The organism is Bacillus arachidis (assembly GCF_030285945.1).
Taxonomy (GTDB): Bacteria; Bacillota; Bacilli; order Bacillales; family Bacillaceae_G; genus Bacillus_A; species Bacillus_A arachidis.
Window position 1 is genome coordinate 3,020,280 of sequence record NZ_CP127376.1, and the last position, 26,431, is coordinate 3,046,710.

Here is a 26,431-nt window from a genome sequence, read left to right on the forward strand (position 1 = left end):
TCATCACCAAAATTCTAGGTTCTTTCCTATAACCTATTCTAAGCTTTTTATTCCACGGTTCATCTTTTTTAAACCGATATTTCCCTCTTTAGGTAGGGAATATCAACTACTTGTATCTCATTTCAAAGCTCTCTTTCTTTCCATCCCATTCAATTGTCACAAGAAACACTTCTTCCTTATCATGCACTGCACAACCTGAACATGACGATTTTAATTGAATCGTTCCCCTATCAATAAATCCTGTTCCCTCTTGTTTACTACTATTATCTTCAACTCTCCATTTTACGTCATTGATTTTTTCTCTATCTTTTCCTTTGTAAATAATTGTGCCTTCTCCAGATTCACTCGTATCTGTCTGTGAAATTATATACTTGCCTTTCCAATGCTTACTTTCTCCAACATATGAATAGGTGCGATCACAACCACTTAACGTCCAAAAACATATCATTACACTAAACAGCATTATGATTTTCCTCATACCTTCCACCTTTTTAGATTTTATTCGGATATCGTATCTATAAATCAATACGAAAAAAGGTGTAGTTATATTATTTTTCGTCCTACAAAATGGATACATTATAAATACTCAGGGAATGTTTTACAACTTTTTTCTTGTTCCATATCATGTCCAAAGAAAACAATAGGTTTTTCATCCAAAACAATTTCTTTTAATCGTTTGATAGATTGTGAGGCCATTTCTGAATCAAATCCTGCGAATGGGACGCCCTGCTCAAAGTTTTCCTGCGTGTAAGATGCATCAATCGTTAGTAAAACAGAACCTGACTTTTCCGTTTTAACGAATACTGATTGATGCCCCGGGGAATGCCCTGGCGTATAAAGCAACTGAACACCTGGCATTACTTCATAATCTCCCTCAATCATTTGATAGTTCAAATTTGGTAGTATGCATTCCTTTAAATATTCTTCTCTATGTAAAGCAGCATCATGTTCAGTTCGTTGCACAATAATGGGTGTATGGTTGAAGTTCCCATTCCCCCCGGCATGGTCAAAATGCAAATGAGAACTAATAACACAGAGAAGATCTTCTGGCGCATAACCTACCCGCTTTAAAATATTTATAACTCTATCATCCGGTTTCATTTTCGGGAGAATCTGTCCTTCAACAAACGTTCCCTTAAAAAGATCTTCATTATCTACTGCGCTTTCTGGCATTCCTGTATCTATCAAAATTGGACCTTCTGTCGTTTCCAACAGATAGCACCAAACTGGTAAATTCAAGAGTTTACCCGGAGTAAGCGTACTATTAACAGAAGAATGATCCAACATGCAGCGGCCAGCTGGTAAAAAGTAAAGTTTTTTAACCTTCATTCTATATCCACCTTCTCATATCAGTTTGGATGAAACAATACAGTAATACTTCCGCTAAAAACAAACTTTCTCATTCTATCTCTTTTTTCACTATAAACTTTTCTTTACATTTTCATGTATCCATCTCCGCATCACCTGTAACTCCTCATTTGAAGCAGTTCCTTCCCCGTATCTTACTTTCTCATAAATCGGAATAATAGTATCGCCTTTATGGATACGGGAAAACCATTGCTGCATCGTCTCTTGTAATCTTCTCTTTTCAAACTTCGGTAATGTCATTTCCCATTTTATTAGCATTGCTCTTACTTCTTCTATTGGAAGCATTAAACTATCTTGCTCTTCTTGTTCTACATTCCCCTCAACTTTTCGTATTTCTTTTTGTTTCGTATCAATAAGATGGATCTCCTGCTTCTTATTCCGCATACGACGAAAGATGAAAAATATGATTAACATTACTAAGACAAAGATGCCAATTTGTATAAATATATTTTCAGTGCTACCGCCTAGAAATTCTATGCCACCAATTGGCACCTTTCTATCTCGAGGGATTCCTTTGTGATTCTCTTTCTTATAATATCCATCTTTATCAAAATCCGGTAAATCTTCCATTTCATATAATCCTCCTGAATCCTCTCCTGGTTCCACCGGCGTTCCTGCTCCTTTAAATACCCATTTTCTGGGCATTTGTGAGTCACCATCCTCTCCTACCTTTGATTGAGAAGAATCTAATACTTGTTCCTTTGCAAAAAAGACCCCTTCCGTTATTCCAATCGCTAATATAAAACAAAGACCAATAGCTAGGAAACAAAATATAACACGCGATCCCCATTTCAATGTATTCACCGTTCCTCCCTTTACTTCACAATTTGTATCCATCCTTTTTGTTTTTCAGGTGGATATCCTATAATTAATGGAATACATCCTGCTTCTTGTCTGCGAAATCCTGTTTGATAAAAAAAATGCGTATTAAGCGGTGTATCTTTTTCCGTTAATGAAGACAACAAATCCATTGCTTTATAAAGTTGTTTTCGGTGCTTTCCGCCCTTTAAATGAATGACACCTTGTTCCCGTACTCCATTTATCCATAGTTCGAACGAGCAATCTTGTGAAATTAACTCCCGGCATACACCAGCAGCAACTTGAATTAAATATTCCATATCGGTGCGAAGTGTATATCCCGTTTTACCTAATAGATTTACATATAATGCATACCGATCGCCTTGCGTATATTCATACTTTTTTGCACTAATAACTCCTGTTTTCGCAGTAGCTCCCCAATGAATCGAACGAAAGGATTCCCCTTCATACTCTTTCACGCCTACTATTTTCGTTTCATCATATAACGGAGAAACAGCCGCTCTACGAAATCCGTGTTTCCATGTTGTCATTTCCGGTATTGTTACTTTCGACATTTGCGGAAGAATATGAAATTCAGGGAGTTTCTTTTGTTCAATAGGTAAGTAATACGTTAAAAGACCAAATGGATCTGATATCATGAGTTCCGCAGCTTGCCACCCTTGTCTCCCTCTTTCATGTGCATTTCCCTCTAACATAATTGTTATCATATCTCGCCCTTCTAATAGGAGAGGAATTTGATAAGAGTGATGCGAACGCTGCATCTTCTGATCCGTTTCCCACTCTATTTGTTCATTAGAGCGAAACTGAAGAGCTGCTTTAAAAATTGGAAAACGTACTTCATTTATAATCTGCACCACACATTCTCCTCTTTCGTTCATAAATAGCCTCTTTTGATTTTGGGAGATTTCCCATTTCACTTTCATGACTGCCTTCATATACAAATACAAAAATCCAACTAGCAACAAATAAAACAAAAAGATAGCCACAATGAAAAATTGATTTGTAAAAACAACGAGAACAAGACAAATAACGCCGCTTCCTCCTATAAAAAGAGGTTCCAACAACGGATGTTTCCTTTTTATAATCTCATTCATACGCTTTCTACTGGCACTGCAAGTTTTTCTAAAATCCCTTGCAGCACATCTACTTTAGTTGTTTTCATATCCCCTTCAATCGTTAACGTTAACCGATGTGCACAAACCGGGGATGCTAAAGCTTTCAAATCATCAGGAGTTACATAATCTCTTCCTTTTAATAAAGCTCTTGCTTGAGCCGCTCTCATAAAAGCTAAAGATCCACGCGGACTAACCCCAATTTCTACTAAATCATGATTTCGCGTCGCTTCTACAATATCAAGCAAGTATTCTTCCACCTCATCATGTATATGAATCTTTTTAGATTGCTCTTGCAACTCCAATATGTCAGAGAGAGTTACAACGCTTTGTAAGTCATTAAATGGATTGTTTTCTTTAAATCGTTTTAACATTTCCTTCTCATATTTTCGATTTGGATACCCTTGGCGAATGGTTAATAAAAAGCGATCCAATTGCGCATCTGGAAGTGTAAATGTTCCTGCCGACTCTAAAGGATTCTGCGTTGCCAATACAATAAATGGGCTTGGTAATACATGTGTTACGCCCGCAATCGTTACCGTACGTTCTTCCATTACCTCTAACAACGCTGATTGCGTCCGCGGAACCGCCCTGTTAATTTCATCTACTAATACAAGATTCGCAAAAATAGGCCCCTTCCTCGTTTTAAAGTCACTCTCCTTCATATCAAAATATTCTAATCCTACTACATCACCCGGCAACGTATCCGATGTAAATTGAATACGTTGAAAAGCCCCATCAATACTTTTCGCAAGTGTTTTGGCTAATGTTGTTTTTCCCGTTCCTGGTACGTCTTCTAGTAAGACATGTCCGTTGGCAACTAGCGCGATCATTGCTAAATCAATTACTTCTTCCTTCCCTACAATAACTTTTGAAACATTTTCTTTAATTTTCTCTAATATAGACATATTTTTTATCACCCTTAATCGTTTGATTTTTCTGATATTTTAACACAATATCCTTTTTCCATAAACCGGAAAATGAATTGGATTTTCAATTCTTATTCCAAATATAATCCCAAACCTTTACAATCCCCTTTGTTCACATAAAGTTCAATTATTTCATATAATCGAATACCCTATAATTATGATACAATAATTTTAAACTTGTTATACTATGACTCCTGGAACACTAGGAGTCTTTGTTATGTAACCACCATGATTTGAAAATACAATAGAAATTTACAAATCGAAAACCCACATTATAAAGTTTGCACCAGGAGGTATATAATGAAAAAATTATATTATGCATCGTTCGTATATTTAGTAATCGGTTTATTATCAGGTGTATTTGCTAGAGAATATGCAAAATCAAAAGGTATTCTAGGATCCACTCTGCTAAACCTTTTACATACACATACGCTCGTACTTGGGTTTTTATTTTTCTTAATTGCCCTAGCATTAGCAAAAGCATTTTCATTTCATAAAGTGAATGGCTTTAATAGTTGGTTCATCGTCCATAATATTGGATTAATTTTAACCCTTTCTTCACTAGCAACCCGAGGGCTTCTTCAACTAAATGGAGCTAATTTTAAGGAATTAACCTATATAATCGGATTCTCTCACTCTCTCATTGGTCTTACCCTTATTTGGTTTATGATTCTATTAAAAAAATCATTCAAAATGTAGTGTGTAGCAAAATATCAACAAAGATAGAACGAGGCTGTCTATAAAAAATCTTTTAAAGACAGCCTCGTTCTATTTAGATTATTCCCCTGTTTCAGCGAACTTCTTAATCCTTTCACCAACCTCATCACGTACTCTTTGGAATACAGACCACTCTTGACCTGCTGGATCATCAAATCCCCAGTGAACACGTTTTATGTGCGAAGGTGTAGTCGGGCATACATCATTTGCATGACCGCAAAGTGTTACAATCAGATCAGCATTGTTTAAAATATCAAGATTAATCATATCAGATGTTTGATTTGTAATATCGATATCTACTTCTTTCATTGCTTGTATCGCATTTGGATTCACACCATGCGCTTCTATTCCTGCAGAATATACATTCCATTTGTCACCTAAATATTTTTCCCCAAACCCTTCAGCAATTTGGCTACGGCAAGAGTTACCCGTGCATAAGAAGTAAATCGTTTTTTTATTTCCCATGTGAATTCCACCTTTATTATGATTGTTTTTGAAAGTATTTTTTCTGAAACAAGAGTGCTACATTTACAAGCGCTATCATAACCGGCACCTCTACTAAAGGCCCAATAACTGCCGCAAATGCTGCTCCAGATTGAATTCCAAATACCCCTACCGCTACAGCGATTGCTAGCTCAAAGTTATTACTTCCAGCTGTAAAAGCTAATGTTGTTGTTACCCCATAACTTGCACCAATCTTCTTGCCCATAAAGAAAGAAACAAAGAACATCAATACAAAATAAATGAGTAATGGAATCGCAATACGTATAACATCCAGTGGTACGCTAACAATGACATCTCCTTTTAATGAGAACATCACAATGATTGTAAATAATAGTGCGACTAACGTAATTGGACTAATCTTTGGGATGAATACTTTTTCATACCATTCACGCCCCTTTGCTTTTACAAAGATCAAGCGTGTTAGTATGCTAGCGATAAACGGAATTCCTAAGTAAATAAAAACTGACTTTGCAACCTCTACCATTGTAATGTCTACAACAGCCCCTTCAATTTCTAACCATTCTGGAATGACTGTCACAAACACATAAGCATACACTGAGAAAAATAACATTTGAAATACAGAGTTAAATGCTACTAATCCTGCTGCATACTCTGTATCACCTTTTGCTAAGTCATTCCAAACGATAACCATTGCAATGCAACGTGCTAAGCCAATCATGATGAGTCCTACCATATATTCTGGCTTATCCTGTAAAAATATAATAGCTAAAGCAAACATAAGAACAGGTCCAATAATCCAGTTTTGCACGAGTGATAATATTAATACTTTTACATCTGTAAAAACGCGCCCCATCTCTTCATAACGAACTTTTGCAAGCGGCGGATACATCATTAAAATCAAGCCAATTGCAAGTGGAATCGAGGTCGTTCCCACCTGTAAACGATTTATTCCATCCACAAACCCAGGTGATAAATACCCTATTGCAATTCCCACTACCATCGCAACAAAAATCCAAAGGGTTAAATACCGATCTAAAAACGATAATCGTTTCATTTTTTCTCCTTTTTGTTTTAACAACACGAAGTTGAATTTATACTCTTTTCATCAGAACTTACACAACAACTAGGCGTTTCTACTTTATGAATTTCACTATCAGCCTTCGTATAGAAAAACTCCCATTCATTCCCATCAGGGTCCGTCACCCAAAACTTATCTTGCACAGCATAGCAACAAGTCGTATCCATTTCCTCACGGGCAAAGAATCCTTCTTTTTCTAAACGTTCTTTGTGCAAGATGATCTCTTCTCGATTTTCCACTTGGAAACCGAAATGATTTACCTGGTTTCCTTTTACTTCATCTCTTACATTTAAAGTGAAATTTAGTCCCGGACTTTCTAATAAAAATTTTGCATAATCTTCTTTTACTTTCACTGGTGTTACTCCAAATACCTTACTGTAAAATTCAATTGATTTTTCCAAATTCGTCACATTGATCCCAACATGTACATATTGCATATTCTATTCCTCCCTCAACTTTATTAATCAATTTTTTTTGATTTATGTAGTACAAAAAACTTAGCAGCAACTTCCTCTGCCAGTTTTTCGGAACACACAACAAAGTTCTTCCGACAACAAATTATTTACTTCTTCATCATTTAAATCATAATAGCTCCATGTTCCCTTTGTTTCTTTTACAATTAAATTTGCATCAAGTAATATTTTTAAATGATACGAAAGTTTAGATTGCGAAATTCCAAATACTTCTGTTAAATCACACACACATGTTTGTCCGCGTTGGCAGAGTTCATACATAATTTCTAATCTTTTTTGATCAGCAAGTGCTTTAAACTTCTTTTCAAACTGTCCGAAGGTTTCTTTCACACGCTCAACTCTCTTCATCAATTTTTTTATGATTATATTATATACACCACTTTATTATAAATTCAATTAATTAATCAATTTTTTTTGATTTATCAGTTGAATTTATAATCATTATCCGTAAAGATAAAGGAGACTCCAAAGCCCTCCTTTATCTTCTCTAAAAAACTATTAGACGAGTAAAAAATAGTTTTTCATTTTATATACTTAAACAGACTCTATAACTTTAGAGTTATAAATAAACCTTCGACTTACTACCGTCATCACAATTACAAGTATTAGAAAATATAGAGGCATGACAATGAGTGAACGTGTATACAACTGACTCATTCCCCATATCGTAATTGTAACGATTATATAATAACCTAAGCTAATTTAACTACCAGCACTATAAGTTACAATTCCCCAGAGCATTACAGCACGATGCCAGATTATATCAAACAACCATTGCCAGCAGAAAGAGTAATGATATCACCTTATACAAAACACTCAATAACAAGTTGCTCTTTTAAATTTCGAAATAACCTCTTCTACTCATCTTTTTCGCACCAGAAATATACATAGTTTATATTTATAAATTTAATATCATTTTAGCAACCATAAAGTAAATGATTAGTCCAGTGCCATCAACAAACGTTGTAATGAACGGTCCGGAAACAACGGCAGGGTCTAGTTTGAATCTTCTGATAATCAATGGTAATGCAGCGGCTACAATAGAAGCCCAAACAACAATAAACACCATTGTAATTGCTACAACTTGTGCAACTTCTATTCCAACTCCTAATATATATGCACGAATTAGACCTGCTGTACCAAGCGCAAGACCAAGGAGTACACCAATTAACATCTCTTTTCTTATAACACGAAAAATGTCTTTAAACTTCACTTCCCCGATACCTACTGCACGAATAATTGTTGCTACAACCTGTGTACCTGTGTTTCCTCCAGTACCTACTAGTAATGGAATAAAGAACGCAAGTGCGACCACTTTGTCAAGTTCATCTTGAAAATGGTGAAGTACTGTGCCTGTATATGCCTCTGCCATGAATAGAAGCAATAACCAGGGAATCCGTTTAGAAAAAATCCTCCAAATAGAAGCTTCAAAATATGATTGATTTAATGGTTCGCTACCACCTAACCTCTGGATGTCTTCAGTTGCCTCTTCTTCCATTACATCCATTACATCATCAAATGTTATGATACCAATCATTTTTTTATCAGCTGTTGTTACAGGTAAAGCAGATAAATCATGATCTGTTAACTTTTTTACAGCTTCTTGTTGATTGGCTTCAGCATATACTGAGATAATATCTCGAATCATTATGTTTGATAAGATTTCCTCATCCAATGCTGATAATAACTCACGTATGGAAACGATTCCTTTGAGGTGTCCGTAGTTATCTAGAACATATATATAGGATACCGATTCTACATTGGTAGCAATTTTTCTAACATGCTCTAAGGTCGTTTTTATTGACCAATCCTCTCTAGCTGAAATATAATCACTTGTTACAAGACTACCTGCTGTCTCAGGTTTAAATTTCATTAAATCCTTTACCTTTTGTTGCGTTTCTTTATTTAAATACGACATTAATTGTCCATCTTTATTAAGCTGAATAGCTAGAAACAAATCAACAAGCTCATCAACTGGTTGCTTATTCAGCAATATTTTAGATTTATCTCTAGGTAAATTGATTAGGATCTTATACTGTTCGTCTGGACTCATATGTCTAAGGACTTTAGAGCTTTTTGTAATTGGGATCAGATCTATTACTGATACTTGATCTTTAAGTGGAAATTTTTTAATTTCTTGTGCAATATCATATGGTGGATCACTCAAAAATTCTTCTACCATAAAAATATTTTCTGTTAACAACAGCTGCTTTAATTTATTTTTCATCATAATTCCTCCTAATAAATAGTTCCATTAGGTCATTTAATAGTACAAATAATTAGATATCGATGATCGTATACATAAAAAAACCTTTACTCAAAAAGGAGTAAAGGTTTTTAAAAATCACAAATAAACAAAGGGTGAAATCTCTTTTTACCATCATAGAGATATATCCCTCCAAATTATCACGTACCTCTCCCTCGTTGAGTTTTAGCACTGTACAGCATAGGTTTGAAACCAGCTACATTAAGAAGGGCCTTCTCTCCGACCGTTCCTGTTGACCCATTGGCGTCTCTCGACATTTTTGGGCAGCAGCGTTTCTCTATACAGGAGCCTCACCTAACAGAGACTATTCAAATATAACTTCAATTTACAGCGTTCTTTTTGATTTGTCAATATTTTTTTATAATAAATATATATTCTTTTTAATTTTTGGCTCTATTAAAAGTATAGTGTTGATATTTTATGCTTTCTCAAATTATTAGTATAATTACATTTGAACAAGTATTTGTGAAGGAGAAAAGTACAAAAGCGTTGGCCAAAACCACACAATGCACATTCCTGATACTTAACAGAAAAAGCGATGTCACAATGTGACATCGCTTTTGTATGTATGGAAGACTAGTAGAAAATCTTCTAGCCTATTCCCATTTATAAGTCCAAAATTGTTCAATTTGTAACCATTTTAATGTTGCAGCATCTTTGTTTTGCAACTTTACTTCCGTTTCTTCTAACATCGCTTCTGTTTGTGAACGATGCGCACGTAAAGCCGCTAATTTTTGTTCGAATACTTCACTAATGTTGTTGATAACATCTGGTTCACCTAATACTTCCTCACGATTTTTTGTAATCGCAACTGCATGAATGACTGGACGTGTTTCTTTCGGCATACGTGATACAGCGCGAACAGTAGCACGGCCAAATGCATCATGATCTGGATGAACACCATGCTCTGGATAGAATGTAATAATTCGTGATGGTTGTACATCCCGAATGACAGTTTCAATTTTATCTGCTACAAAATCTACATCTTCAAATTCTAATGTTTTATCGTGGAAACCAAGCATTCTTAAATCTTCAATGCCCATCGCTTCACATGCATCTTTTAATTCCTTTTCACGGATATTCGGAATCGTTTCGCGGTTCGCAAAAACATTCTTTCCCATATTGCGTCCCATTTGTCCAAGCGTTCCGCACGCATATGTCACAGGTACTCCTTGCTTTCTTAATAAACTAATTGTTCCTCCAGCTGCAAACGATTCATCGTCTGGATGAGGAAATACAACAAGCACATGTCTTTCCATACATTTCCCTCCTTCTTATTTAAATGGTGTTAAGCTTAATTCAAGCGCTACTGCTAAACGACCTTTATTATCATGCCCTGCTAATAATAAACGATCGTTCTCGTCTACTTCCCAATGTGTAATACCTTCAGCATATACCCAACCATGATCCATTTTGAGACCAACTCGGTATGGATTTGTTCCTGTTATTTTCCCACGTTCAAAACGAATAATTGCATTTCGAATAAATGCTCCGACTGTCATCATCTTTTCATTAAAATGTGAAGCGTATGCTCCATTTGTTGTTTCTAAATGAATATATACATCTTTATTTACAAACCGTTCAATTTCATGTTGAATAACAGTACTATCTTTTACTATTTCCATCGGATTTCACCTCTTTAAACCATTTTACGCAAAAATAATGTAAATTGCTATCTCTATATTAGAGGACAAAACTCACTTTGCATAATAATTTGCATTTTGTTTTTTATTTTTTCACATAGAAAAGTTCACTATTCTCCTACTACTCGTAAATAGTTTTCTTTCTTTTTTGAATTTGCTACAATAGAGTTCATGCGGAGGGATATATTTCGACAATTTAATATATATTTTAAAGAAGGTGACATGTTGGAATATTCAGCACATGAAGTAGCAAATTGGCAATATTATTTTGCAATCGCCGTATTTTTAGTGACATACGGATTTATTATTTCTGAGAAATTAAACCGTGCTGTAGTTGCACTATTGGGTGCTGCAATTATGATTATTTTTGGCATTGTAGACTTACATACTGCCTTTACATCGCATATCCAATGGGAAACCATTACTCTTTTAATTGGAATGATGATTCTCGTGCATATTACGAGTCAATCTGGTGTATTTGAATATGTAGCCATTAAAGCAGCAAAAGCAGCGGGTGGAAAACCAATTCGAATTTTATTATTTTTATCCCTATTAACCGCAGTTGGCTCTGCATTTTTAGATAATGTAACAACCGTATTATTAATCGTTCCTGTTACACTGTCGATCACGCGTATTTTAAAGGTACAACCTGTTCCTTATTTGATTTCTGAAGTATTATTTTCAAATATCGGTGGTACCGCAACACTAATTGGTGATCCTCCAAACATTATGATTGGATCTGCTAATAAACACCTAGATTTTAATGCCTTTTTACTCAATTTAACACCAATTGTACTTATTATTTCCATTGTTACATTAGGCATTATTTATCTTATGTATCGTAACAAATTAAAAACAACACCTGAACAAATTGCCAAACTTATGGCTCTAAATGAAAAAGACTATATTCGTGACCGAAGCTTGCTCCTAAAATCTCTTTCCATTTTAGGATTGACAATTCTCGGATTTGTTCTTCATTCCATTATTCATGTAGATGCGGCAGTTATCGCGATGACCGGTGCAACGCTCCTCATGTTAATTGGTGTAAAACAACATGAATTAGAAGATATATTTGCTCATGTAGAATGGGTAACGATTTTCTTCTTCGCTGGATTATTTGTTCTTGTTGGCGGTTTAATTGATATCGGACTTATTTCATCTTTGGCAAAAGAAGTGATTGATGTAACAAATGGTGATATCGGCTTTGCAGCGATTCTTATTTTATGGGTATCAGGGGCAGCATCAGCTACTATTGATAATATTCCATTTGTCGCAACGATGATTCCGCTGATTCAAGATTTAGCTTCAGGACTTGGACTTTCTGTTGACTCTCCTCAAATTGAAGTACTGTGGTGGGCATTATCACTTGGTGCTTGCTTAGGGGGGAACGGAACATTAATTGGTGCTTCTGCAAACGTAGTTGTCGCAGGTATTGCTAAGCGCGAAGGACATGGATTTTCTTACCTTGATTTCTTAAAAATTGGCTTACCGTTAACAATCGTTGCATTATTATTATCACATGCTTATATATATTTACGTTATTTAATGTAAAAAGGTTTGCAGCATATTGCTGCAAACCCTTTTTATCACCAAAATATCCCGATAATTACCAATGCTCCTAAAATTATACCACCAATTTCTCCAACGATTCCTGGTGATAATTGAACACCTTTTTTAACTTCTACAACCGGCCTTTCATGTCTAAGCTGTTGAACTTCACTTTGTAGTTGATGCACACTACCATGCAATTCCTTTACCAGTTCTTTTAACTCTGCTAATTCTTCATTTACTGGCTTTGTTTTTTCTAAATTCATATGACATGACTCCTTATTTCAATTCATATGTTGTAAAATTTCGCCAGTCGTTATTCTTTTCCCTGCAATTACATCCGTATTACCAAATATAAATATAGCAAAATTTTTACGATTAATTTGATATGTTACAACATTATGTGCGATTACACTCTATGTAAATCAATTTTGAGTCTTTAGCCATTCATCTCGCAATATACCCATTATGATACGATCAAAACTCTTCCCATCCCGCTGAACAGCTTCTCTCATACACCCCTCCACTTTAAATCCAACCTTTTTATAAACTTCAATTGCCGATTTATTATATGAAATAACATCGAGACCTACACGATGTAGGTTTAATTCATAAAAAGCATATTTCAGAATAAGGCGTAATCCTTCCGTACCATATCCCCTACCTCTATAATTCTTATCACCTATACCAACTGCTAACAACCCAGCTCTATTATTCCACTCTATGCTATGAAGTGCCACAAAACCAATTAAAATATCATCTTGAATCGTTCTTAACATAAAAGAAACGCCATTTGATTTTTGTCCTTTTAATAACTCATATTCCTTTAATTCATGTAACGATTGTGGAACTGCAGCGTCCGTATCTACATTTCTTAAATACTCACTATCTTCTTGCCAAATAGCCATTTGCTCAATATCTTCAGCTCTGATTGCTGATAACTTAATATTTCACCTAGAAAAAGATTATTCAATTTCGTGTTCATTTCAAAAATCCCCCTTTTCAATTCTGGGGATAGCTCTGTAAGTTAATAGGCCTCTCTATCCCCTTGTTCCATAACCCTCACTACCAATGAGATACTTACGATACGCGATATCATTCATCCCCTTTTAATATGTATAAATTTATTGTACTTATATCAGACTATTCATTCAACTTATTTATATAGAAACTAGCATAGCGACTGTCCTTACAAACATAGAAAAAAACGATATTTGTTCTTCATCCAAATATCGGCTTTCTCTTCTTTCAAAACATCTATTATTCACTTTTCTTCTTACATGCAAAACAAATATTTCTCCACTTAATACATGTTTCCAATTGACACTCTTGTTACATCTATGAATTGCTGTAATGGCGCTGTAATCCACTTATCTCTATGCCAAGCAATCTGTGTAAAAATAGGAGAGATTGTATTCTCTAAAACTAACTCCTTCATTGTACCTTGTTGTATCTCTTTTTCTACTACCATTGCTGGTAAAATAGCTATACCTAAGCCCGCAATTACACATTGCTTAATTGCTTCTACACTAACAAACTCAATTTTATTTGCAGGATATACATCTTCTGCCCGGAATAGTTCTTCAAATATAGTACGATAAGAACAGCCAAATTCTGTTAACAAAAGTGTTTCACTTTCTAAATCCTTTGTAGAGATTAAAGATTTTTCAAGTAAAGGATGATTAGGAAATGCTACTATTTTCAATTCTTCTCGAACTAATGACTCTACATGCAAAGCATCTTCTATTTTACATTCATCTAAAATAAAGGCTAAATCAAGTTTTCCCTCCATCAGTTGCTCTTTTACAGCCTCATTTGAATGAGCAGGTTTGAATATAAGTCTTATTTGCGGGAATTTCGTCTTAAATTCCTTCAAAATGGAAGGAAGCCGATATGTGCATTGACTTTCTTGTGCGCCAATCACTAGCGTACCAGATGTTGTTTCCTCATCTTGCACAACCATTTTCGCTTCATAACTTAACGCTATTATCTTATTGGCATATAGTTGAAACTTCCGTCCTGCTTCAGTCAAAAAAAGGCGTTTTCCTAATCGTTCAAACAATGTTGCTCCTAGCTCAGCTTCCAATGCTTTTATTTGTGCCGTGACACTTGATTGAGCAAAATTTAATATTTTAGCTGTCTGCGTAAAGTTCAAGTTTTCTGCTGCTGTTTTAAATGTGATTAATTGTTTTATCTCCAAGACACTTTCCTCCTTCTAATCAATATTTTCGATTGATTAGATCTGAATAATCTTCTTTTCCTATTAATATTTATATTGTATGATAAGAACCAATAACAAACAATATTGATTCATGTTACAAATTGGAGGTATTTCATATGAAAGCACTTTGTTTCGAGGAATTCGGAAATGCGGATGTATTAAAATATCAAGAAGTTTCAGACCCAACTATAAAACCGAATGAGATTCTCGTTCGCACAAAAGCGATTGGCCTAAATTTTGCTGATATATATAGACGTAGAGGTAACTATCATCTTGTTGGTAAACCACCTTATATATTAGGGTATGAGGGTTCAGGAATTGTAGAGAAAATCGGCGCTGAAGTTACGGACATTTCTGCCGGTGATCGCATTGCATTTGCTGATGTACCATTTGCAAATGCGGAGTTAGTAGCTGTTCCAAAAGAAAAAGCGATTCTACTCCCGGACTCTATTTCCTTCGAGGCAGCCTCTTCCGTCTTATTACAAGGGTTAACTGCTCATTACTTAACAAAAGACAGCTACAAAATAAAAGCTAGTGATTTTGTTTTAGTTCATGCAGCTGCCGGAGGGGTTGGACAACTTCTCATTCAAATGATTAAAATGCAAGGCGCACAAGTAATCGGTCTTACTTCATCTAAAGAAAAAGCAAAAGCAGCTTATTCAGCTGGAGCAGACTATGTATTTTTATATTCAGAATCATGGTGTGAGAAAGTACTGCAAATTACAAAAGGTCATGGCGTAGATGTTGTATACGAATCAATAGGTTCTACATTAGAAGAGAGCTTTAAGACTACAAAAACCGGTGGTACGGTTGTATTTTACGGAATGGCCGGCGGTGATCCTGCTCCTGTTGATCCACGAATGCTGATGGATACTTCGAAAACTTTAACTGGCGGCGATCTTTGGAACGTACTCACAACGTATGAAGAACGCAAACAACGTTCCAATCAACTATTTGATTGGATTACTGCTGGAAAATTAAACATCCAAAATCCAACTATTTTCTCTTTAGAAGATGGTGCTGAGGCACATCATTTATTGGAAAGTCGAAAAAGTACGGGGAAAATTTTATTAATACCATGAACACTTCGACTTAAAAATCAAAAAGATAGCTAGAAGATTTCTTCTAGCTATCTTTATCTGTGCTACTCAGAAAAAGCTTCCGAATATTGAACAACGCCTTGCACATTTTGAAGAGCATTCTCCGTTAACTCCATTGCCATAAATACTTCGTCTGGCACCTCAAATGGCGCTCTTATATTCCATAGACTAGCTGATTTAAAACCAAATTTCGGATAATACTCTTTATGCCCTAAAACAATTATAGAATGATATCCGAGCTCTTTTGCTTCTCTTAATACATTCGAAATCAATAAGCTTCCAATTCCTTTTTTCTGATAGTCTGGTGCAACAGATACTGGAGCAAGCGCTAACGAATCTACAGATTTATCACCATTGACGATTTTTATTTTAGATAAAAGGACGTGACCAATAATTTCTTTATCTACCGCCACTAATGATAACTCTGGAATAAACGCATCAGATTTTCTAATACGATTTACAAGTTCGTGCTCTTTCTGCTCGCTAAATGTTTCATGTGAAAATGCTTGTTTTACAACCTCTTCTGCCCTTTTATATTCTTTCTCAAATTCTTGTCTAATCTTTATATTTATAGCCCCTCATCCTCTATTCTTTCTTATTTCTTTTTGAATTTTACGCAACGCTTTTTTCGATCCACGCTCTATATCATGCTGCATTTTCCGTTCTTTATAATCCACAAACAATGTGTCTAAATCATACCCTTCTGGATATAGTTCCTTTGCTTTTACCTCTAAAGAAATTCGCTTAACATTCACTTCAATAAACTGTCCATTGTAAAACACAACGATATTGGAGAAATTGTCTTTCTCTTGGTATACAATCCCAAATTCATCGTAGTCTAATAATTTCACGCGATCCCCTTTTGTATATTCATTCGTCTCTTCTATTTTTTGTTTTACAATCTTAGGCTTTCTTACTTTCCCTTCATTCAGTTTTTCTAAGTGATACTCTTTATTTTCTATATATCCTTTTGCCCTTTGCAGCACATTTTCTCGTATATTCATTTTTCTTGAAATCCATAGGGCGTTGCTCTCTCCCGACTTCCCTATCATTAACTTATACATCGGTTCCAATGTTTCACTATTAAATTGCATCGCCGCATTCATAAAATCACTGTGCATTTCTGAAAAGCGTTTAATCTCACCATAATGAGTAGTCGCAACGGTAATACACCCCATATGGTAGAACTCTTCTAAAATAGAAATCGCAAGCGCCGCTCCCTCATTCGGTTCTGTACCACTTCCTATTTCATCAAATAATAAAAGCGTATTATTATTCGATGCTCTCATAATTTCCGAAAGGTTTTTCATATGAGATGAAAATGTACTTAGCGCATTTTCTATACTTTGATTATCGCCAATGTCTACAAATATATTTTCAAAAACAGCAATTTCCGTTTCCTTGTCTCCAGCAATGTGAAATCCTGACATAGTCGCCAATGTTAATAGCCCAATTGTTTTTAAAACAATCGTTTTCCCACCAGCATTTGGTCCTGTAATAATTAAGCTCCGATAGTTTTGCCCGATTTCAAAATTAAGCGGTATAGCTTCTCCTGCTAATAATGGATGTCTGCACCCTACTAACTTTACATACCCATAATCATTTAATTTCGGCTCTATCCCGCCAATATGTTTACTACATTTTGCTTTTGCAAACACCATATCGTATTGACTAATCAGCTCCATATTAATCTTAATGTTATAAATGTCCTCTAAGATCATTCCTGATAAAGTAGCTAATATTTGATATTCTTCCATCGCTTCTTCAGCCTTTAAGCTCGCTAGTTCCACATTTAATTTTGTAACAGTATTTGGTTCTATAAAAACTGTTGAACCTTTAGAAGAAATTTCAACAATCGTTCCTGCAACTTGATTTTTATAGGAAGCTTTCACCGGAATCGTATATCGATCGTCTTTTTTACTAATAAAGAATTCTTGAATATATTTTTTATTTGTACTGCTATTTAAAAATTTATTTAAACGTTCTTTAATTTTCCCCTCTACGGAGTCGATATTATTTCGTATTCGCTTCAATTCTTTACTTGCGGCAGAATCAATACTATTTCCTTTAATTGAAAAATTAATTTCTTCTTCCACACTTTTGAATTCGGACATTGAATTCGCATACGATGCTAGTATGGGTGCGAAAAATTCTTTATCCAGCATAAACGTTTTAACCTTTCGACACCCTCTTAAAAAGTCTGATACACTAACTAGCTCAGTTGGATCTAAAATCATTCCCTTTTCTAGCTTTTGAATTGTACTATCGATATTAGAAATTCCGAAAAAAGGTACATGCCCTTCTGCATCTAATATAGCTCGCGCTTCAGTTGTTTCATTCAAACGATTTTTCACTACTTTGATACTTGCGCTTGGCTCCAATTTATCTAACAACTGCTTTCCTAATCCACTTACGCAGTAAGATTTAACGATTTCCTTCAACTCGTTATATTGCAACTTTTCAAAAGTCATTTTATTCAATTTCTATTCTCCTCACTATGATTTACTCACATCATAAATGAAGATACCTACCCATTAGATTTCAATGAGATATAAATAATTAAGTTTTCCTGTGATAAAAATAAACACAAAAAAGCTGCGGAGATACCGCAGCTTTTTACATTTACAAGGCCTGTGTAAGATATAGCGAAAGAAACCATCTAAAAAACACATGGCTATCTCATCATTACACGCTTTATAAAGTATTGTAGGTATCTTCATAGGTTATTTGAAATAAATCCACGACAAAGCTAGGGGTATGAATTATATAAAAATCCCCTATTCTCATCAGATTTATTTCATTCAATTTTTTCCTATTTAGAACCTACCGCACTCACAAAAAGCACCTCTCATTAATTTATTATTATGTTCATTGAAATCTAATTTATTGAAATTATCATACTATATGTTACGGCAGAAGTAAAGGTTCCATACTTTACAATATTCTTCTTATTATACTTTAGTCGTAAGTATATATATGGATTATTTATTCAACGTATTACGGATGTTTTCTTATTCGACATTCGATACAATTATATATAAGTAAAATGGATAAGGAGCGATTCACGTGACAGAACTACAAAAGCAATTCTTTTCCAGATTAAATATACAAGAAAGAGAGTCCATTTCATTTGAAGATTTAAACGAAATCCTTCATGCAATGGCACAAGCGATTCCCTTTGAGAATCTAGATATTATTCACGGTACAGTAAAAGAAATTTCAAAAGAAAATCTTCAAGAAAAAATTTTAGTTCATAACCGCGGTGGCCTTTGTTACGAATTAAATCCAACGATGTATTACTTCCTTAAAGATTGCGGTTTTGATGTTCACTTAGTATCAGGAACAGTTTATCATGCCGCTTCTAATACTTGGGCTGTTGATTCAGGGCATGTGGCAACTGTTTTAAAACATAATAATAAGCTTTATTTAATTGAAGTAGGTTTCGGTTCATATCTGCCCATTTCACCCGTTCCTTTCTCAGGTGAAGCTGTTCACTCTGTTACAGGAGACTATCGTATCCGCAAAAAAACAACTACAAAAGGAAACTATATTTTAGAGATGAAAAAGAATACTGAATTTCTAGATGTCGCTTCATCTGAAGAGTGGACATTAGGCTATGCATTTTATATTGAAGAAGTTGATGAAAGAAAATTAAATGAAGCTCAAAAAATAATTGTAGAGCATACAGACTCTCCTTTTAATAAAGTACCTCTTATTGTAAAACTAACTCCTGATGGGCATGCTTCCTTAACAAAAGATAGTTTTACAGTAACAAAGCAAGGAAAAAAGAGGAAAGAAGAGATTACAAAAGAGCAATATTCAGACCTATTGCACGCAATATTTGGTATACAATTATAGTCAAACTAAAAATTCTTGTCGTTTCTGACAAGAATTTTTATCGTACAGCAGGTTTTTTTGCAATTTGTTGTATTTCACAGTTATATAGAATATACTAAGCCTTGCTTTCTAAGGAATGTTTATTCGTTTTATCTATTTAATTATTATCAATTTACCAAGTGACATATCAGCGATATTTTATGTCTATTTTGTATAAGTGTTAGCAAGTTCGTATGCAAACTTGTTAGCACTTTTTTATATTTCTTCTATTACCTTCTTATGGGAAAAATTCTGTACCTAAAGGTCCATACCGTGAAGTAAATGGCTACCCAATAAAAGTGAAAGCTGGGGCTCAAGAAAAACATATTCCTAATGCACCTAACTACAAACAAGAGGTTGCAAATGGAAAAAACAAAAGTATCTTCTATGGTGATAATAAAACAGCACAAGAATTGCTTGATAAGTTTGCCGGGAAAGGTCTACTACTACCAGACGGTAAAAAAGAAAGAGTAGACTTTGGTAAACCAATTGGGAAATACTATGATCGCGATACTGGTCAATACCTTGAGACTACTAGAGGAATGATTCATTACGGAAAAGACGGTGCTCATATAGTACCAGCAAGACCATAAAATATATAAGAAAAGAGGATGCACATGGGATATGATTCTTTAATAGGAACATTAATAAAATATGAAGATAGTGAAATGATACTAGAATGGAAAAGTGGATTGAGGATAATTGGCGAACTCGATACAGTTTTTGAAACAGACAATGGATTAGATGATGATATAAATTATACAGAATACGATGCAGCTGCATTTAAAGTAAATAGTATTTTATCCCATCCTACTACTAACCAAGACAGTGTATATAATTGGTTAATACAAGAAAAAGGTTCATTGGTTGAAATTTCCCTCTATGATGATCCACCAAGTGCAGTATTTTTAGCTGAGGGCAAGAGAGTATGGGAAAGGGAAATACATAAATAATAGTCGCTATTTAAGCTTTGACCTTGATTGGCTTTTAGTCTTTCAAGGTTTTTTATAGTTATAAAAAGTTTTATAGTTAAATGAAATGTAAATCGATATTTGAATTAGAAGACCACGAAGATAACAAACGTACGAGATTAATTGCAGTCCCTAAAAAACTTATTACTTGATTTATACTTTAAATACGATAATGACAAATCTCGTGAAGCTGAAATTGAAAAGGAAATGGCTTTAAAGAGCAAGAAGCTAAAGTTATGCTAAATTTGAGTTTGTAGGAACTAATAATTTAGGGGAAATTACAACATACCATGTAGAAAGCGGAAAAACTTTTTTTGGAAAACGGTGGATAATAGTAAAAACATCCCTGTTATCAATTCAGTAGAATAGAGGTCAAAAAATGAAAAATAAGATATTGATATGTAGAATTGATTCAATTATTGAAGAAGAAATAGACTTTTTAGTAAATAATCAAAAAGTAACAGGTTTTAATGCTTCACCTCAAGAAGTTGTTGTAAATAAAGAATACGAAGCTGAGATAGATATATTTGTGAATGACGCTTTGACAGTAGAAACGCAAAAAGAAGATAAATTCAAAAAAATAGAAAATATTGCTAATGGAAGTTATATTCTTTTTGGAAAAATGTTAGAAAATAATGTTTTAGATGTTGGTTTCTTTATAACTAGTGATTTACTTGAAGACTACAAATATTTAGAGGGGCAATATGTCTATTTACAAGTTGATAGATTACAATTATCTTTTGACTAGCTATTTTGCTAGATTCTGAGGGCAAGAAAAGAACTTTTTGAAGAACAAGTCTTCTTTAGGATTGTATACCATGTTACCTGGCCTTGAGTAAGTGAAGAGAAAGTACAGATGGAGAATAATCAACAAAAGAGATCTCACATTCGAGGTCTCTTTTGTTGATTTAAATTAAAAATTATTATTTAAGTGGATGCTCTTTTGCAACTCTTACTTCACATATACATAAGCTTCACTTGCAGTTACATAGTATGTTTGGCCCTTGCTATTTTGTACTTTGTACTGTGGTGATCCATTAACAGTTACCTTTTCATCGATTGTAAATCCTAATCCTTGCATCTACAGTTCCAACAAACACCACGTAACATTACAAGGGTTACGTGGTATGCAAACTATGATATAGTGAACTATGCTATATTAAATTTTCACTGATTGTTCTTCTTGATAGATAATTTCACCATCAATAATAGTTGTTTCTACTTTTAAATCTTTAATTTGGTTTGGGTTGATACTTAAAATGCTTTCATTTAATATAACTAAATCCGCCAACTTTCCAACCTCTATGCTTCCTTTTATCTCTTCTTCAAAACTCGCATAAGCGCCATTCCAGGTGTATAGTTTAATAGCCTCCATTACGCTTATAGATTGTTTAGCACCAAACTCCATTCCAGACTGGCTTTCTCTATTGACAGCAACATGAATTCCTAATAAAGGATTATAGTCAGTAACTGGTGCGTCCGATCCACCTGCTGCCATGATGCCATGATCAATAAAATCACGAACAGCGTACATGTGATTCACACGATCACCATAGTGCTCTACATATATCTGCCCGAATTCATATGGAAATGGAGGATTTGGAATAGGAACCACCTCGAGCTTTTTCATTCTTTCTTGTAAATCTGGTGAAGAAATTCCCGCGTGCTCAATCCGATGACGGTGGTTTTTTCTTGGTGATTCCTCCAACGCCTTTTCTACACAATTTAAATACATTTCAATGGCTTTATCACCTTGTGCATGTACAGTGATTTGATAGCCTTTTTTATGTGCTTCACCTAAAATCCGGTAGATTTCTTCCTCACTATAATAAAGAATGCCATAGTTGTTAGAGTCACTGGAGTACGACTCACGGGTTGCAATTGTAGGCCCGGTGCTACTTCCATCTGTAAACAATTTGGCTGGTCCAACTCTAAATCTCTCATCTCCAGTACCAGTTACCACGCCAGCTTCGACCATTTTATTAACAAATTCATGGGAGTTATTTAACTGACATATCATTGCATATATTCGGACACGAATATTCTTACTCTTCACAGCTTGTTGTAGTAAACGGTAACTCTCAGGGCCATATCCACCTGCCTCATGTATACTTGTTATGCCCGCTGCTACGAAATGATCTGATGCAATTTCCATAGCCTTCATCAGTTCACTTTCTGTATAACTTGCAACCTCGCTCATCTCCATATTTGCTGCTTCAATTAACTTTCCTGTAAGCTTTCCTGCCTGATTCTTTTCAATAACTCCCCCATTAGAATCCGGTGTGTTCTCGTTAATTTCCGCAATTTCTAACGCTTTACTGTTCACCACACTTATATGGCCGCAAGTACGGGATACAATAATGGGGTGTTCACTTGAAATTTCATCCAGCTCAGTGATTGTTGGATAACGCTTTTCCTTCACAGCAGTTTCATTAAAGCCCCAAGCACGTATCCATTCACCTTTAGGAGTTTCTAAAGCTTTCTTTTTCAGGTCATTTAACAAAGCCTCGATAGAATCAATATGTTCAGCTTTACAACTTACCGCCAACTGATTCACCCCATAAGAAATGAGGTGAATATGAGAATCAATGAATCCAGGAAGAAGGGTTTTTCCTTGCAGGTCAATTACATCCGTTTTTTCTCCTATAAAACTCTTAACCTCCTGATTTGAACCAACAACTGCGATACGATTATCTTTTATTGCTACAGCTTCGACTACTGTATTCTTTTGGTCTACTGTAATAACTTCTCCATTTATCAATACAACATCAGCTTTCATAAACTCAGCCCTTTCGGAATTACTCTTTTAGAGTGATTCGTTCAGTATTTAAAACTATCTCTCTCGATATGCTATTCTGCTTTTTAACAAGATTTATTCATAACTAGTTAAAGTTGAGCTAAGCATTCTTTTAATGTTTTAACAATAAAAGTAAAGTCTTCTTCTGTGATGCTTAATGGAGGAGCAAGCTGCAAAATATTATTGTAACCTGCAACAGTGTCACCATTTTTACCAATAATTAGACCTTTTTCTTTACAAGCATTGATGACTTTGTTCACCTTTTCAATAGCAGCCGGTTCTTTCATTTGCTTATCTTCCACTAGTTCAATACCTAAAAGAAGACCTTTTCCGCGAACATCTCCTACGTTTGGATGCTCTTTTATCTCCTCTAGTTCATATAGCAGTCGTTCACCCAATTCTTGCGAACGTTCAATGAGTTTCTCATTCTCCATAATTTCTAAATTCTTCAAAGCTAAGGCACATGCTGCAGGATTGCCTCCAAACGTATTCACATGGCGGAAGCGATCATAATCTTCACTGCCTATGTATGCCTCATAAACCTCTCGTCTGACTGCTGTTGCTGACAAAGGAAGATACGCACTAGTAATACCTTTTGCCATTGTAATGATATCTGGTTTGACGCCATAGTTCATAAATCCAAATGGCTTCCCTGTCCGGCCAAATCCACATATAACTTCATCACAAATGAGCAACGCACCGTGCTTCTCGCAAATTTCTTTTACTTTTGCCATATATCCATCAGGAGGCATTAAAATTCCGCCCCCAGTAATAATTGGCTCCATAATCACGCCGGCTACTGTTTGGCTTAACTCCCATGTCATGACACGATCGATTTCATCAGCACTTGCCAGTGTATGAACATCATCTGGATTGCGATACGTATCAGGCGGTGCTACATGCAGAAATCCTTGCCCCAATGGTTCATATTTGTACTTTCGTTGGGCTTGACCTGTTGCTGCAAGAGCCCCCATTGAATTACCGTGGTAAGCGCGATAGCGTGAAATAAACTTATAGCGTCCATGATCGCCTTTTTGTTGATGATATTGACGAGCAATTTTAAATGCTGTTTCATTCGCTTCCGATCCACTGTTAGAAAAGAAAATGACGTATTCGTCACCAAGCCATTCATTCAATTTTTCTGCTAATTTAATAGCAGGAACATGACTTTGTGTCAGAGGGAAGTACGGCATTTCTTCAAGCTGTTCATAAGCCGCTCTTGCAAGTTCTTTTCGACCATACCCAACATTCACGCACCAAAGACCGGACATACCATCTAAATAACGGTTTCCATCAATATCCGTCACCCATGCCCCTTCTGCTTTTGTGATAATTAAATTCGTTGGACTAGGGGCCGCTCCTCTCATTGCATGCCAAAGGTACTTTTCATCTGCTTTTTTCAAACTTTGTGTTTGTTCTGTCGCTTGCACAATCACCAACTCCATTCTATCCTTTTATGATTTTACATCACGCTTTCAATAACGAGCCGTAAGCATTTTTTTGCGAGTATAGAATTCTACGCCATCTTTTCCATTTGCATGGAGATCACCATAGAAGGATTTTTTATAACCTGAGAATGGGAAGAATGCCATTGGAGCAGGAACTCCTAGATTGACCCCTAGCATACCTGCATCAATTTCTTCACGGAATTCACGAATGGCTTTAGCGCTATCGGTGTACAGGCATGCACCATTTGCGAATGGCGAAGCATTAGCAACATCAATCGCTCCCATCAAGTCTTTTACTCGTACAATAGAAAGAACCGGTGCGAAGATTTCATCCTGCCAGATTTTCATTTCCTGTGTCACATTGTCAAAAATCGTTGGGCCAACAAAATAACCTTGACCGTTTGCTGCATCGTCTTCACGTCCGTCACGAATAAGTGTCGCTCCCTGCTCTACACCGGATTGAATGTAGCCGAGTGTCCGCTCTTTATGTCCTTCACGAATAACAGGACCAAGGAAAACATCTTCTTCCAGACCATTACCAATAGTAATAGCGTTAGCCTCTTGAAGTAGTCTATTAACGAGCTCATCTGCAACGTCTTCTTCTACAACCACAACAGCCGCCGCCATGCATCGTTCACCGGCTGAACCGAAGGCAGCATTTGTAATTTCTTTCGCTGCAGAACTAAGGTCCGCATCTTTTAATACGATTGAATGATTTTTTGCACCTGCAAGAGCTTGTACACGTTTGCCGTTAGCTGCTGCGGTTTTATATATATACTCAGCCACAGGTTGAGAACCAACGAAAGATACAGCCTTCACATCCTCATTATCAAGAATGCCATTAACGACGTCATGTGCACCATGCACAACATTTAGTACTCCATCTGGAAGACCTGCTTCTTTAAACAGTTCAGCTAAGCGATTAGCCAATAGCGGTGTTCTTTCAGATGGTTTTAATACAAACGTGTTTCCGCATGCAATCGCGAGTGGAAACATCCAGCATGGTACCATCATCGGAAAGTTAAATGGCGTTATTCCTGCGATTACTCCGATTGGGTAACGATACATCCCCGATTCAACACCAGTAGCAATATCAGGAAGTTGCTCTCCCATCATTAAAGTGGGTGCACCTGCGGCAAATTCAACACATTCAATCCCCCGCTGCACTTCACCGTAAGCTTCTTTATAACTTTTTCCGTTTTCCAGGGTAACGAGCTTAGCTAACTCTTCCCAGTTTTCAATCAATAGCTGTTGATAGCGAAATAGAATACGAGCACGCCGAGGCACAGCGACTCTTCTCCATGTTTTGAATGCTTCTTTAGCAGTTGTTACAGCTCTATTTAAATCTTCTTTAGTCGAAAGTGGCACACGAGCAATGATCTCTCCTGTTGCTGGATTTGGTACATCTTCAATCTGTTTACTTGTGGATTCTATCCATTGTCCGCCAATATAATTTTTCAACGCTTGTACATTTTTCGTTACTACCATCATGAAACCTCCTAGTTTTCAAATAACCGTCCTATGTATTGCACCCCCAAAAGAAAGCGCATTCATATGGCGGTATGTAAACTTATTTGCATAAATCCCACTACATTTCGTC

The 26,431-nt window shown here is 35.6% G+C and carries 27 protein-coding genes, 2 pseudogenes and 1 riboswitch; of the genes and pseudogenes, 7 read left to right on the forward strand and 22 right to left on the reverse strand.

The window, feature by feature from the left end:
* Positions 1-106: 106 nt before the first annotated feature.
* From QRY57_RS17130 to QRY57_RS17150, 5 genes are all read right to left on the reverse strand, one after another.
* Entirely contained in the window at positions 107-478 is a 372-nt protein-coding gene (locus QRY57_RS17130) for a hypothetical protein (protein WP_139265557.1), read from the reverse strand.
* A 98-nt stretch (positions 479-576) separates the two neighbouring features.
* Positions 577-1,329, reverse strand: coding sequence for a quorum-quenching N-acyl homoserine lactonase AiiA (aiiA, locus tag QRY57_RS17135; protein WP_286015682.1), 753 nt, complete (start codon positions 1,327-1,329; stop codon positions 577-579).
* Positions 1,330-1,419: 90 nt separating this feature from the next.
* Entirely contained in the window at positions 1,420-2,172 is a 753-nt protein-coding gene (locus QRY57_RS17140) for a hypothetical protein (protein ID WP_286015683.1), read from the reverse strand.
* Positions 2,173-2,183: 11 nt separating this feature from the next.
* Positions 2,184-3,281: a DUF58 domain-containing protein gene (locus QRY57_RS17145; protein WP_432804054.1), complete on the reverse strand. Its 1,098-nt coding sequence runs from the start codon at positions 3,279-3,281 to the stop codon at positions 2,184-2,186.
* Positions 3,278-4,207: an AAA family ATPase gene (locus QRY57_RS17150; protein WP_026591543.1), complete on the reverse strand. Its 930-nt coding sequence runs from the start codon at positions 4,205-4,207 to the stop codon at positions 3,278-3,280. Before QRY57_RS17150 ends, QRY57_RS17145 begins: the two co-directional genes overlap by 4 nt.
* Positions 4,208-4,528: 321 nt before the next feature.
* Here QRY57_RS17150 and QRY57_RS17155 point away from each other — a divergent pair, with 321 nt between their 5' ends.
* Entirely contained in the window at positions 4,529-4,927 is a 399-nt protein-coding gene (locus tag QRY57_RS17155; RefSeq protein WP_208018501.1) for a DUF2871 family protein, read from the forward strand.
* A 78-nt stretch (positions 4,928-5,005) separates the two neighbouring features.
* On the opposite strand, the gene arsC is transcribed toward QRY57_RS17155, so the two are convergent.
* The 8 genes and pseudogenes from arsC to QRY57_RS17190 form a co-directional block, all read right to left on the reverse strand.
* A complete protein-coding gene (gene arsC, locus QRY57_RS17160) occupies positions 5,006-5,410 on the reverse strand; it encodes an arsenate reductase (thioredoxin) (RefSeq protein ID WP_286015685.1) in 405 nt (134 codons plus the stop codon).
* Positions 5,411-5,426: 16 nt separating this feature from the next.
* Positions 5,427-6,464, reverse strand: a complete 1,038-nt coding sequence (gene arsB, locus QRY57_RS17165; RefSeq protein WP_286015686.1) for an ACR3 family arsenite efflux transporter — start codon at positions 6,462-6,464, stop codon at positions 5,427-5,429.
* 17 nt (positions 6,465-6,481) lie between these two features.
* Entirely contained in the window at positions 6,482-6,925 is a 444-nt protein-coding gene (locus QRY57_RS17170; RefSeq protein ID WP_286015687.1) for an ArsI/CadI family heavy metal resistance metalloenzyme, read from the reverse strand.
* 60 nt (positions 6,926-6,985) lie between these two features.
* A complete protein-coding gene (gene arsR / locus QRY57_RS17175; RefSeq protein WP_208018505.1) occupies positions 6,986-7,309 on the reverse strand; it encodes an arsenical resistance operon transcriptional regulator ArsR in 324 nt (107 codons plus the stop codon).
* Positions 7,310-7,495: 186 nt separating this feature from the next.
* A pseudogene (locus QRY57_RS27185) lies at positions 7,496-7,660 on the reverse strand (multidrug effflux MFS transporter); the annotation flags it as partial.
* A gap of 199 nt (positions 7,661-7,859) precedes the next feature.
* Positions 7,860-9,188, reverse strand: coding sequence for a magnesium transporter (mgtE, locus tag QRY57_RS17180; RefSeq protein WP_286017896.1), 1,329 nt, complete (start codon positions 9,186-9,188; stop codon positions 7,860-7,862).
* 181 nt (positions 9,189-9,369) lie between these two features.
* Positions 9,370-9,536, reverse strand: a riboswitch (M-box (ykoK) riboswitch).
* Between the two features lie 287 nt (positions 9,537-9,823).
* On the reverse strand, positions 9,824-10,486 hold the full coding sequence (bshB2, locus tag QRY57_RS17185) for a bacillithiol biosynthesis deacetylase BshB2 (protein WP_026591546.1): 663 nt from the start codon (positions 10,484-10,486) through the stop codon (positions 9,824-9,826).
* Between the two features lie 15 nt (positions 10,487-10,501).
* Positions 10,502-10,852: a YojF family protein gene (locus QRY57_RS17190; protein ID WP_026591547.1), complete on the reverse strand. Its 351-nt coding sequence runs from the start codon at positions 10,850-10,852 to the stop codon at positions 10,502-10,504.
* Positions 10,853-11,095: 243 nt separating this feature from the next.
* Here QRY57_RS17190 and QRY57_RS17195 point away from each other — a divergent pair, with 243 nt between their 5' ends.
* Positions 11,096-12,421 (forward strand): ArsB/NhaD family transporter, encoded by a 1,326-nt coding sequence (locus tag QRY57_RS17195; protein ID WP_286017897.1) that lies wholly within the window; start codon positions 11,096-11,098, stop codon positions 12,419-12,421.
* A gap of 35 nt (positions 12,422-12,456) precedes the next feature.
* On the opposite strand, the gene QRY57_RS17200 is transcribed toward QRY57_RS17195, so the two are convergent.
* The 3 genes and pseudogenes from QRY57_RS17200 to QRY57_RS17210 form a co-directional block, all read right to left on the reverse strand.
* Positions 12,457-12,684 (reverse strand): hypothetical protein, encoded by a 228-nt coding sequence (locus tag QRY57_RS17200; RefSeq protein WP_026591549.1) that lies wholly within the window; start codon positions 12,682-12,684, stop codon positions 12,457-12,459.
* Positions 12,685-12,843: 159 nt separating this feature from the next.
* Positions 12,844-13,403 (reverse strand): annotated as a pseudogene (locus tag QRY57_RS17205) (GNAT family N-acetyltransferase).
* A gap of 318 nt (positions 13,404-13,721) precedes the next feature.
* Positions 13,722-14,618, reverse strand: coding sequence for a LysR family transcriptional regulator (locus tag QRY57_RS17210; protein ID WP_026591551.1), 897 nt, complete (start codon positions 14,616-14,618; stop codon positions 13,722-13,724).
* A 137-nt stretch (positions 14,619-14,755) separates the two neighbouring features.
* Between QRY57_RS17210 and QRY57_RS17215 the strand changes: the two genes are divergently transcribed.
* Complete coding sequence (locus tag QRY57_RS17215; RefSeq protein WP_286015688.1) at positions 14,756-15,721, forward strand: quinone oxidoreductase family protein; 966 nt, start codon at positions 14,756-14,758, stop codon at positions 15,719-15,721.
* A 62-nt stretch (positions 15,722-15,783) separates the two neighbouring features.
* On the opposite strand, the gene QRY57_RS17220 is transcribed toward QRY57_RS17215, so the two are convergent.
* Together QRY57_RS17220 and QRY57_RS17225 are read right to left on the reverse strand one after the other, a co-directional pair.
* Positions 15,784-16,311 carry a GNAT family N-acetyltransferase gene (locus QRY57_RS17220; protein ID WP_286017899.1) on the reverse strand — a complete coding sequence of 176 codons (528 nt, stop codon included), beginning with the start codon at positions 16,309-16,311 and terminating at the stop codon, positions 15,784-15,786.
* 6 nt (positions 16,312-16,317) lie between these two features.
* Complete coding sequence (locus QRY57_RS17225; protein ID WP_286015689.1) at positions 16,318-18,219, reverse strand: endonuclease MutS2; 1,902 nt, start codon at positions 18,217-18,219, stop codon at positions 16,318-16,320.
* 586 nt (positions 18,220-18,805) lie between these two features.
* On the opposite strand from QRY57_RS17225, the gene QRY57_RS17230 reads away from it, so the two are divergent.
* The 4 genes from QRY57_RS17230 to QRY57_RS17245 all read left to right on the forward strand — a co-directional run bounded on the left by QRY57_RS17230 (position 18,806) and on the right by QRY57_RS17245 (position 21,334).
* Positions 18,806-19,597 carry an arylamine N-acetyltransferase family protein gene (locus tag QRY57_RS17230; protein ID WP_286015690.1) on the forward strand — a complete coding sequence of 264 codons (792 nt, stop codon included), beginning with the start codon at positions 18,806-18,808 and terminating at the stop codon, positions 19,595-19,597.
* 317 nt (positions 19,598-19,914) lie between these two features.
* Positions 19,915-20,208, forward strand: coding sequence for a polymorphic toxin type 50 domain-containing protein (locus QRY57_RS17235; RefSeq protein WP_286015691.1), 294 nt, complete (start codon positions 19,915-19,917; stop codon positions 20,206-20,208).
* A 24-nt stretch (positions 20,209-20,232) separates the two neighbouring features.
* Positions 20,233-20,568 (forward strand): hypothetical protein, encoded by a 336-nt coding sequence (locus tag QRY57_RS17240; RefSeq protein WP_286015692.1) that lies wholly within the window; start codon positions 20,233-20,235, stop codon positions 20,566-20,568.
* Between the two features lie 397 nt (positions 20,569-20,965).
* Complete coding sequence (locus QRY57_RS17245) at positions 20,966-21,334, forward strand: hypothetical protein (protein WP_098019361.1); 369 nt, start codon at positions 20,966-20,968, stop codon at positions 21,332-21,334.
* A 204-nt stretch (positions 21,335-21,538) separates the two neighbouring features.
* On the opposite strand, the gene QRY57_RS17250 is transcribed toward QRY57_RS17245, so the two are convergent.
* The 4 genes from QRY57_RS17250 to QRY57_RS17265 all read right to left on the reverse strand — a co-directional run bounded on the left by QRY57_RS17250 (position 21,539) and on the right by QRY57_RS17265 (position 26,319).
* Complete coding sequence (locus QRY57_RS17250; RefSeq protein ID WP_286017945.1) at positions 21,539-21,667, reverse strand: hypothetical protein; 129 nt, start codon at positions 21,665-21,667, stop codon at positions 21,539-21,541.
* A gap of 78 nt (positions 21,668-21,745) precedes the next feature.
* The gene (locus QRY57_RS17255) at positions 21,746-23,365 is read right to left on the reverse strand and encodes an amidohydrolase (protein ID WP_286015693.1); all 1,620 of its coding nucleotides are present in this window, start codon (positions 23,363-23,365) and stop codon (positions 21,746-21,748) included.
* Between the two features lie 107 nt (positions 23,366-23,472).
* The gene (locus tag QRY57_RS17260) at positions 23,473-24,828 is read right to left on the reverse strand and encodes an aspartate aminotransferase family protein (protein ID WP_286015694.1); all 1,356 of its coding nucleotides are present in this window, start codon (positions 24,826-24,828) and stop codon (positions 23,473-23,475) included.
* A 30-nt stretch (positions 24,829-24,858) separates the two neighbouring features.
* Positions 24,859-26,319: a CoA-acylating methylmalonate-semialdehyde dehydrogenase gene (locus QRY57_RS17265; RefSeq protein ID WP_286017900.1), complete on the reverse strand. Its 1,461-nt coding sequence runs from the start codon at positions 26,317-26,319 to the stop codon at positions 24,859-24,861.
* Between the last annotated feature and the right edge of the window lie 112 nt (positions 26,320-26,431).

Bases quoted from the DNA above. Each gene is read 5' to 3' on its own strand.
- bshB2 (WP_026591546.1), bottom strand. From the start codon at position 10,486: ATGGAAAGACATGTGCTTGTTGTATTTCCTCATCCAGACGATGAATCG.
- QRY57_RS17215 (WP_286015688.1), top strand. From the start codon at position 14,756: ATGAAAGCACTTTGTTTCGAGGAATTCGGAAATGCGGATGTATTAAAA.
- QRY57_RS17255 (WP_286015693.1), bottom strand. From the start codon at position 23,365: ATGAAAGCTGATGTTGTATTGATAAATGGAGAAGTTATTACAGTAGAC.
- arsC (WP_286015685.1), bottom strand. From the start codon at position 5,410: ATGGGAAATAAAAAAACGATTTACTTCTTATGCACGGGTAACTCTTGC.
- QRY57_RS17240 (WP_286015692.1), top strand. From the start codon at position 20,233: ATGGGATATGATTCTTTAATAGGAACATTAATAAAATATGAAGATAGT.
- QRY57_RS17200 (WP_026591549.1), bottom strand. From the start codon at position 12,684: ATGAATTTAGAAAAAACAAAGCCAGTAAATGAAGAATTAGCAGAGTTA.
- QRY57_RS17155 (WP_208018501.1), top strand. From the start codon at position 4,529: ATGAAAAAATTATATTATGCATCGTTCGTATATTTAGTAATCGGTTTA.
- QRY57_RS17150 (WP_026591543.1), bottom strand. From the start codon at position 4,207: ATGTCTATATTAGAGAAAATTAAAGAAAATGTTTCAAAAGTTATTGTA.
- QRY57_RS17145 (WP_432804054.1), bottom strand. From the start codon at position 3,281: ATGAATGAGATTATAAAAAGGAAACATCCGTTGTTGGAACCTCTTTTT.
- QRY57_RS17265 (WP_286017900.1), bottom strand. From the start codon at position 26,319: ATGGTAGTAACGAAAAATGTACAAGCGTTGAAAAATTATATTGGCGGA.
- QRY57_RS17130 (WP_139265557.1), bottom strand. From the start codon at position 478: ATGAGGAAAATCATAATGCTGTTTAGTGTAATGATATGTTTTTGGACG.
- arsB (WP_286015686.1), bottom strand. From the start codon at position 6,464: ATGAAACGATTATCGTTTTTAGATCGGTATTTAACCCTTTGGATTTTT.
- QRY57_RS17260 (WP_286015694.1), bottom strand. From the start codon at position 24,828: ATGGAGTTGGTGATTGTGCAAGCGACAGAACAAACACAAAGTTTGAAA.
- arsR (WP_208018505.1), bottom strand. From the start codon at position 7,309: ATGAAGAGAGTTGAGCGTGTGAAAGAAACCTTCGGACAGTTTGAAAAG.
- QRY57_RS17170 (WP_286015687.1), bottom strand. From the start codon at position 6,925: ATGCAATATGTACATGTTGGGATCAATGTGACGAATTTGGAAAAATCA.
- QRY57_RS17245 (WP_098019361.1), top strand. From the start codon at position 20,966: ATGAAAAATAAGATATTGATATGTAGAATTGATTCAATTATTGAAGAA.
- aiiA (WP_286015682.1), bottom strand. From the start codon at position 1,329: ATGAAGGTTAAAAAACTTTACTTTTTACCAGCTGGCCGCTGCATGTTG.
- mgtE (WP_286017896.1), bottom strand. From the start codon at position 9,188: ATGAAAAATAAATTAAAGCAGCTGTTGTTAACAGAAAATATTTTTATG.
- QRY57_RS17250 (WP_286017945.1), bottom strand. From the start codon at position 21,667: ATGCAAGGATTAGGATTTACAATCGATGAAAAGGTAACTGTTAATGGA.
- QRY57_RS17190 (WP_026591547.1), bottom strand. From the start codon at position 10,852: ATGGAAATAGTAAAAGATAGTACTGTTATTCAACATGAAATTGAACGG.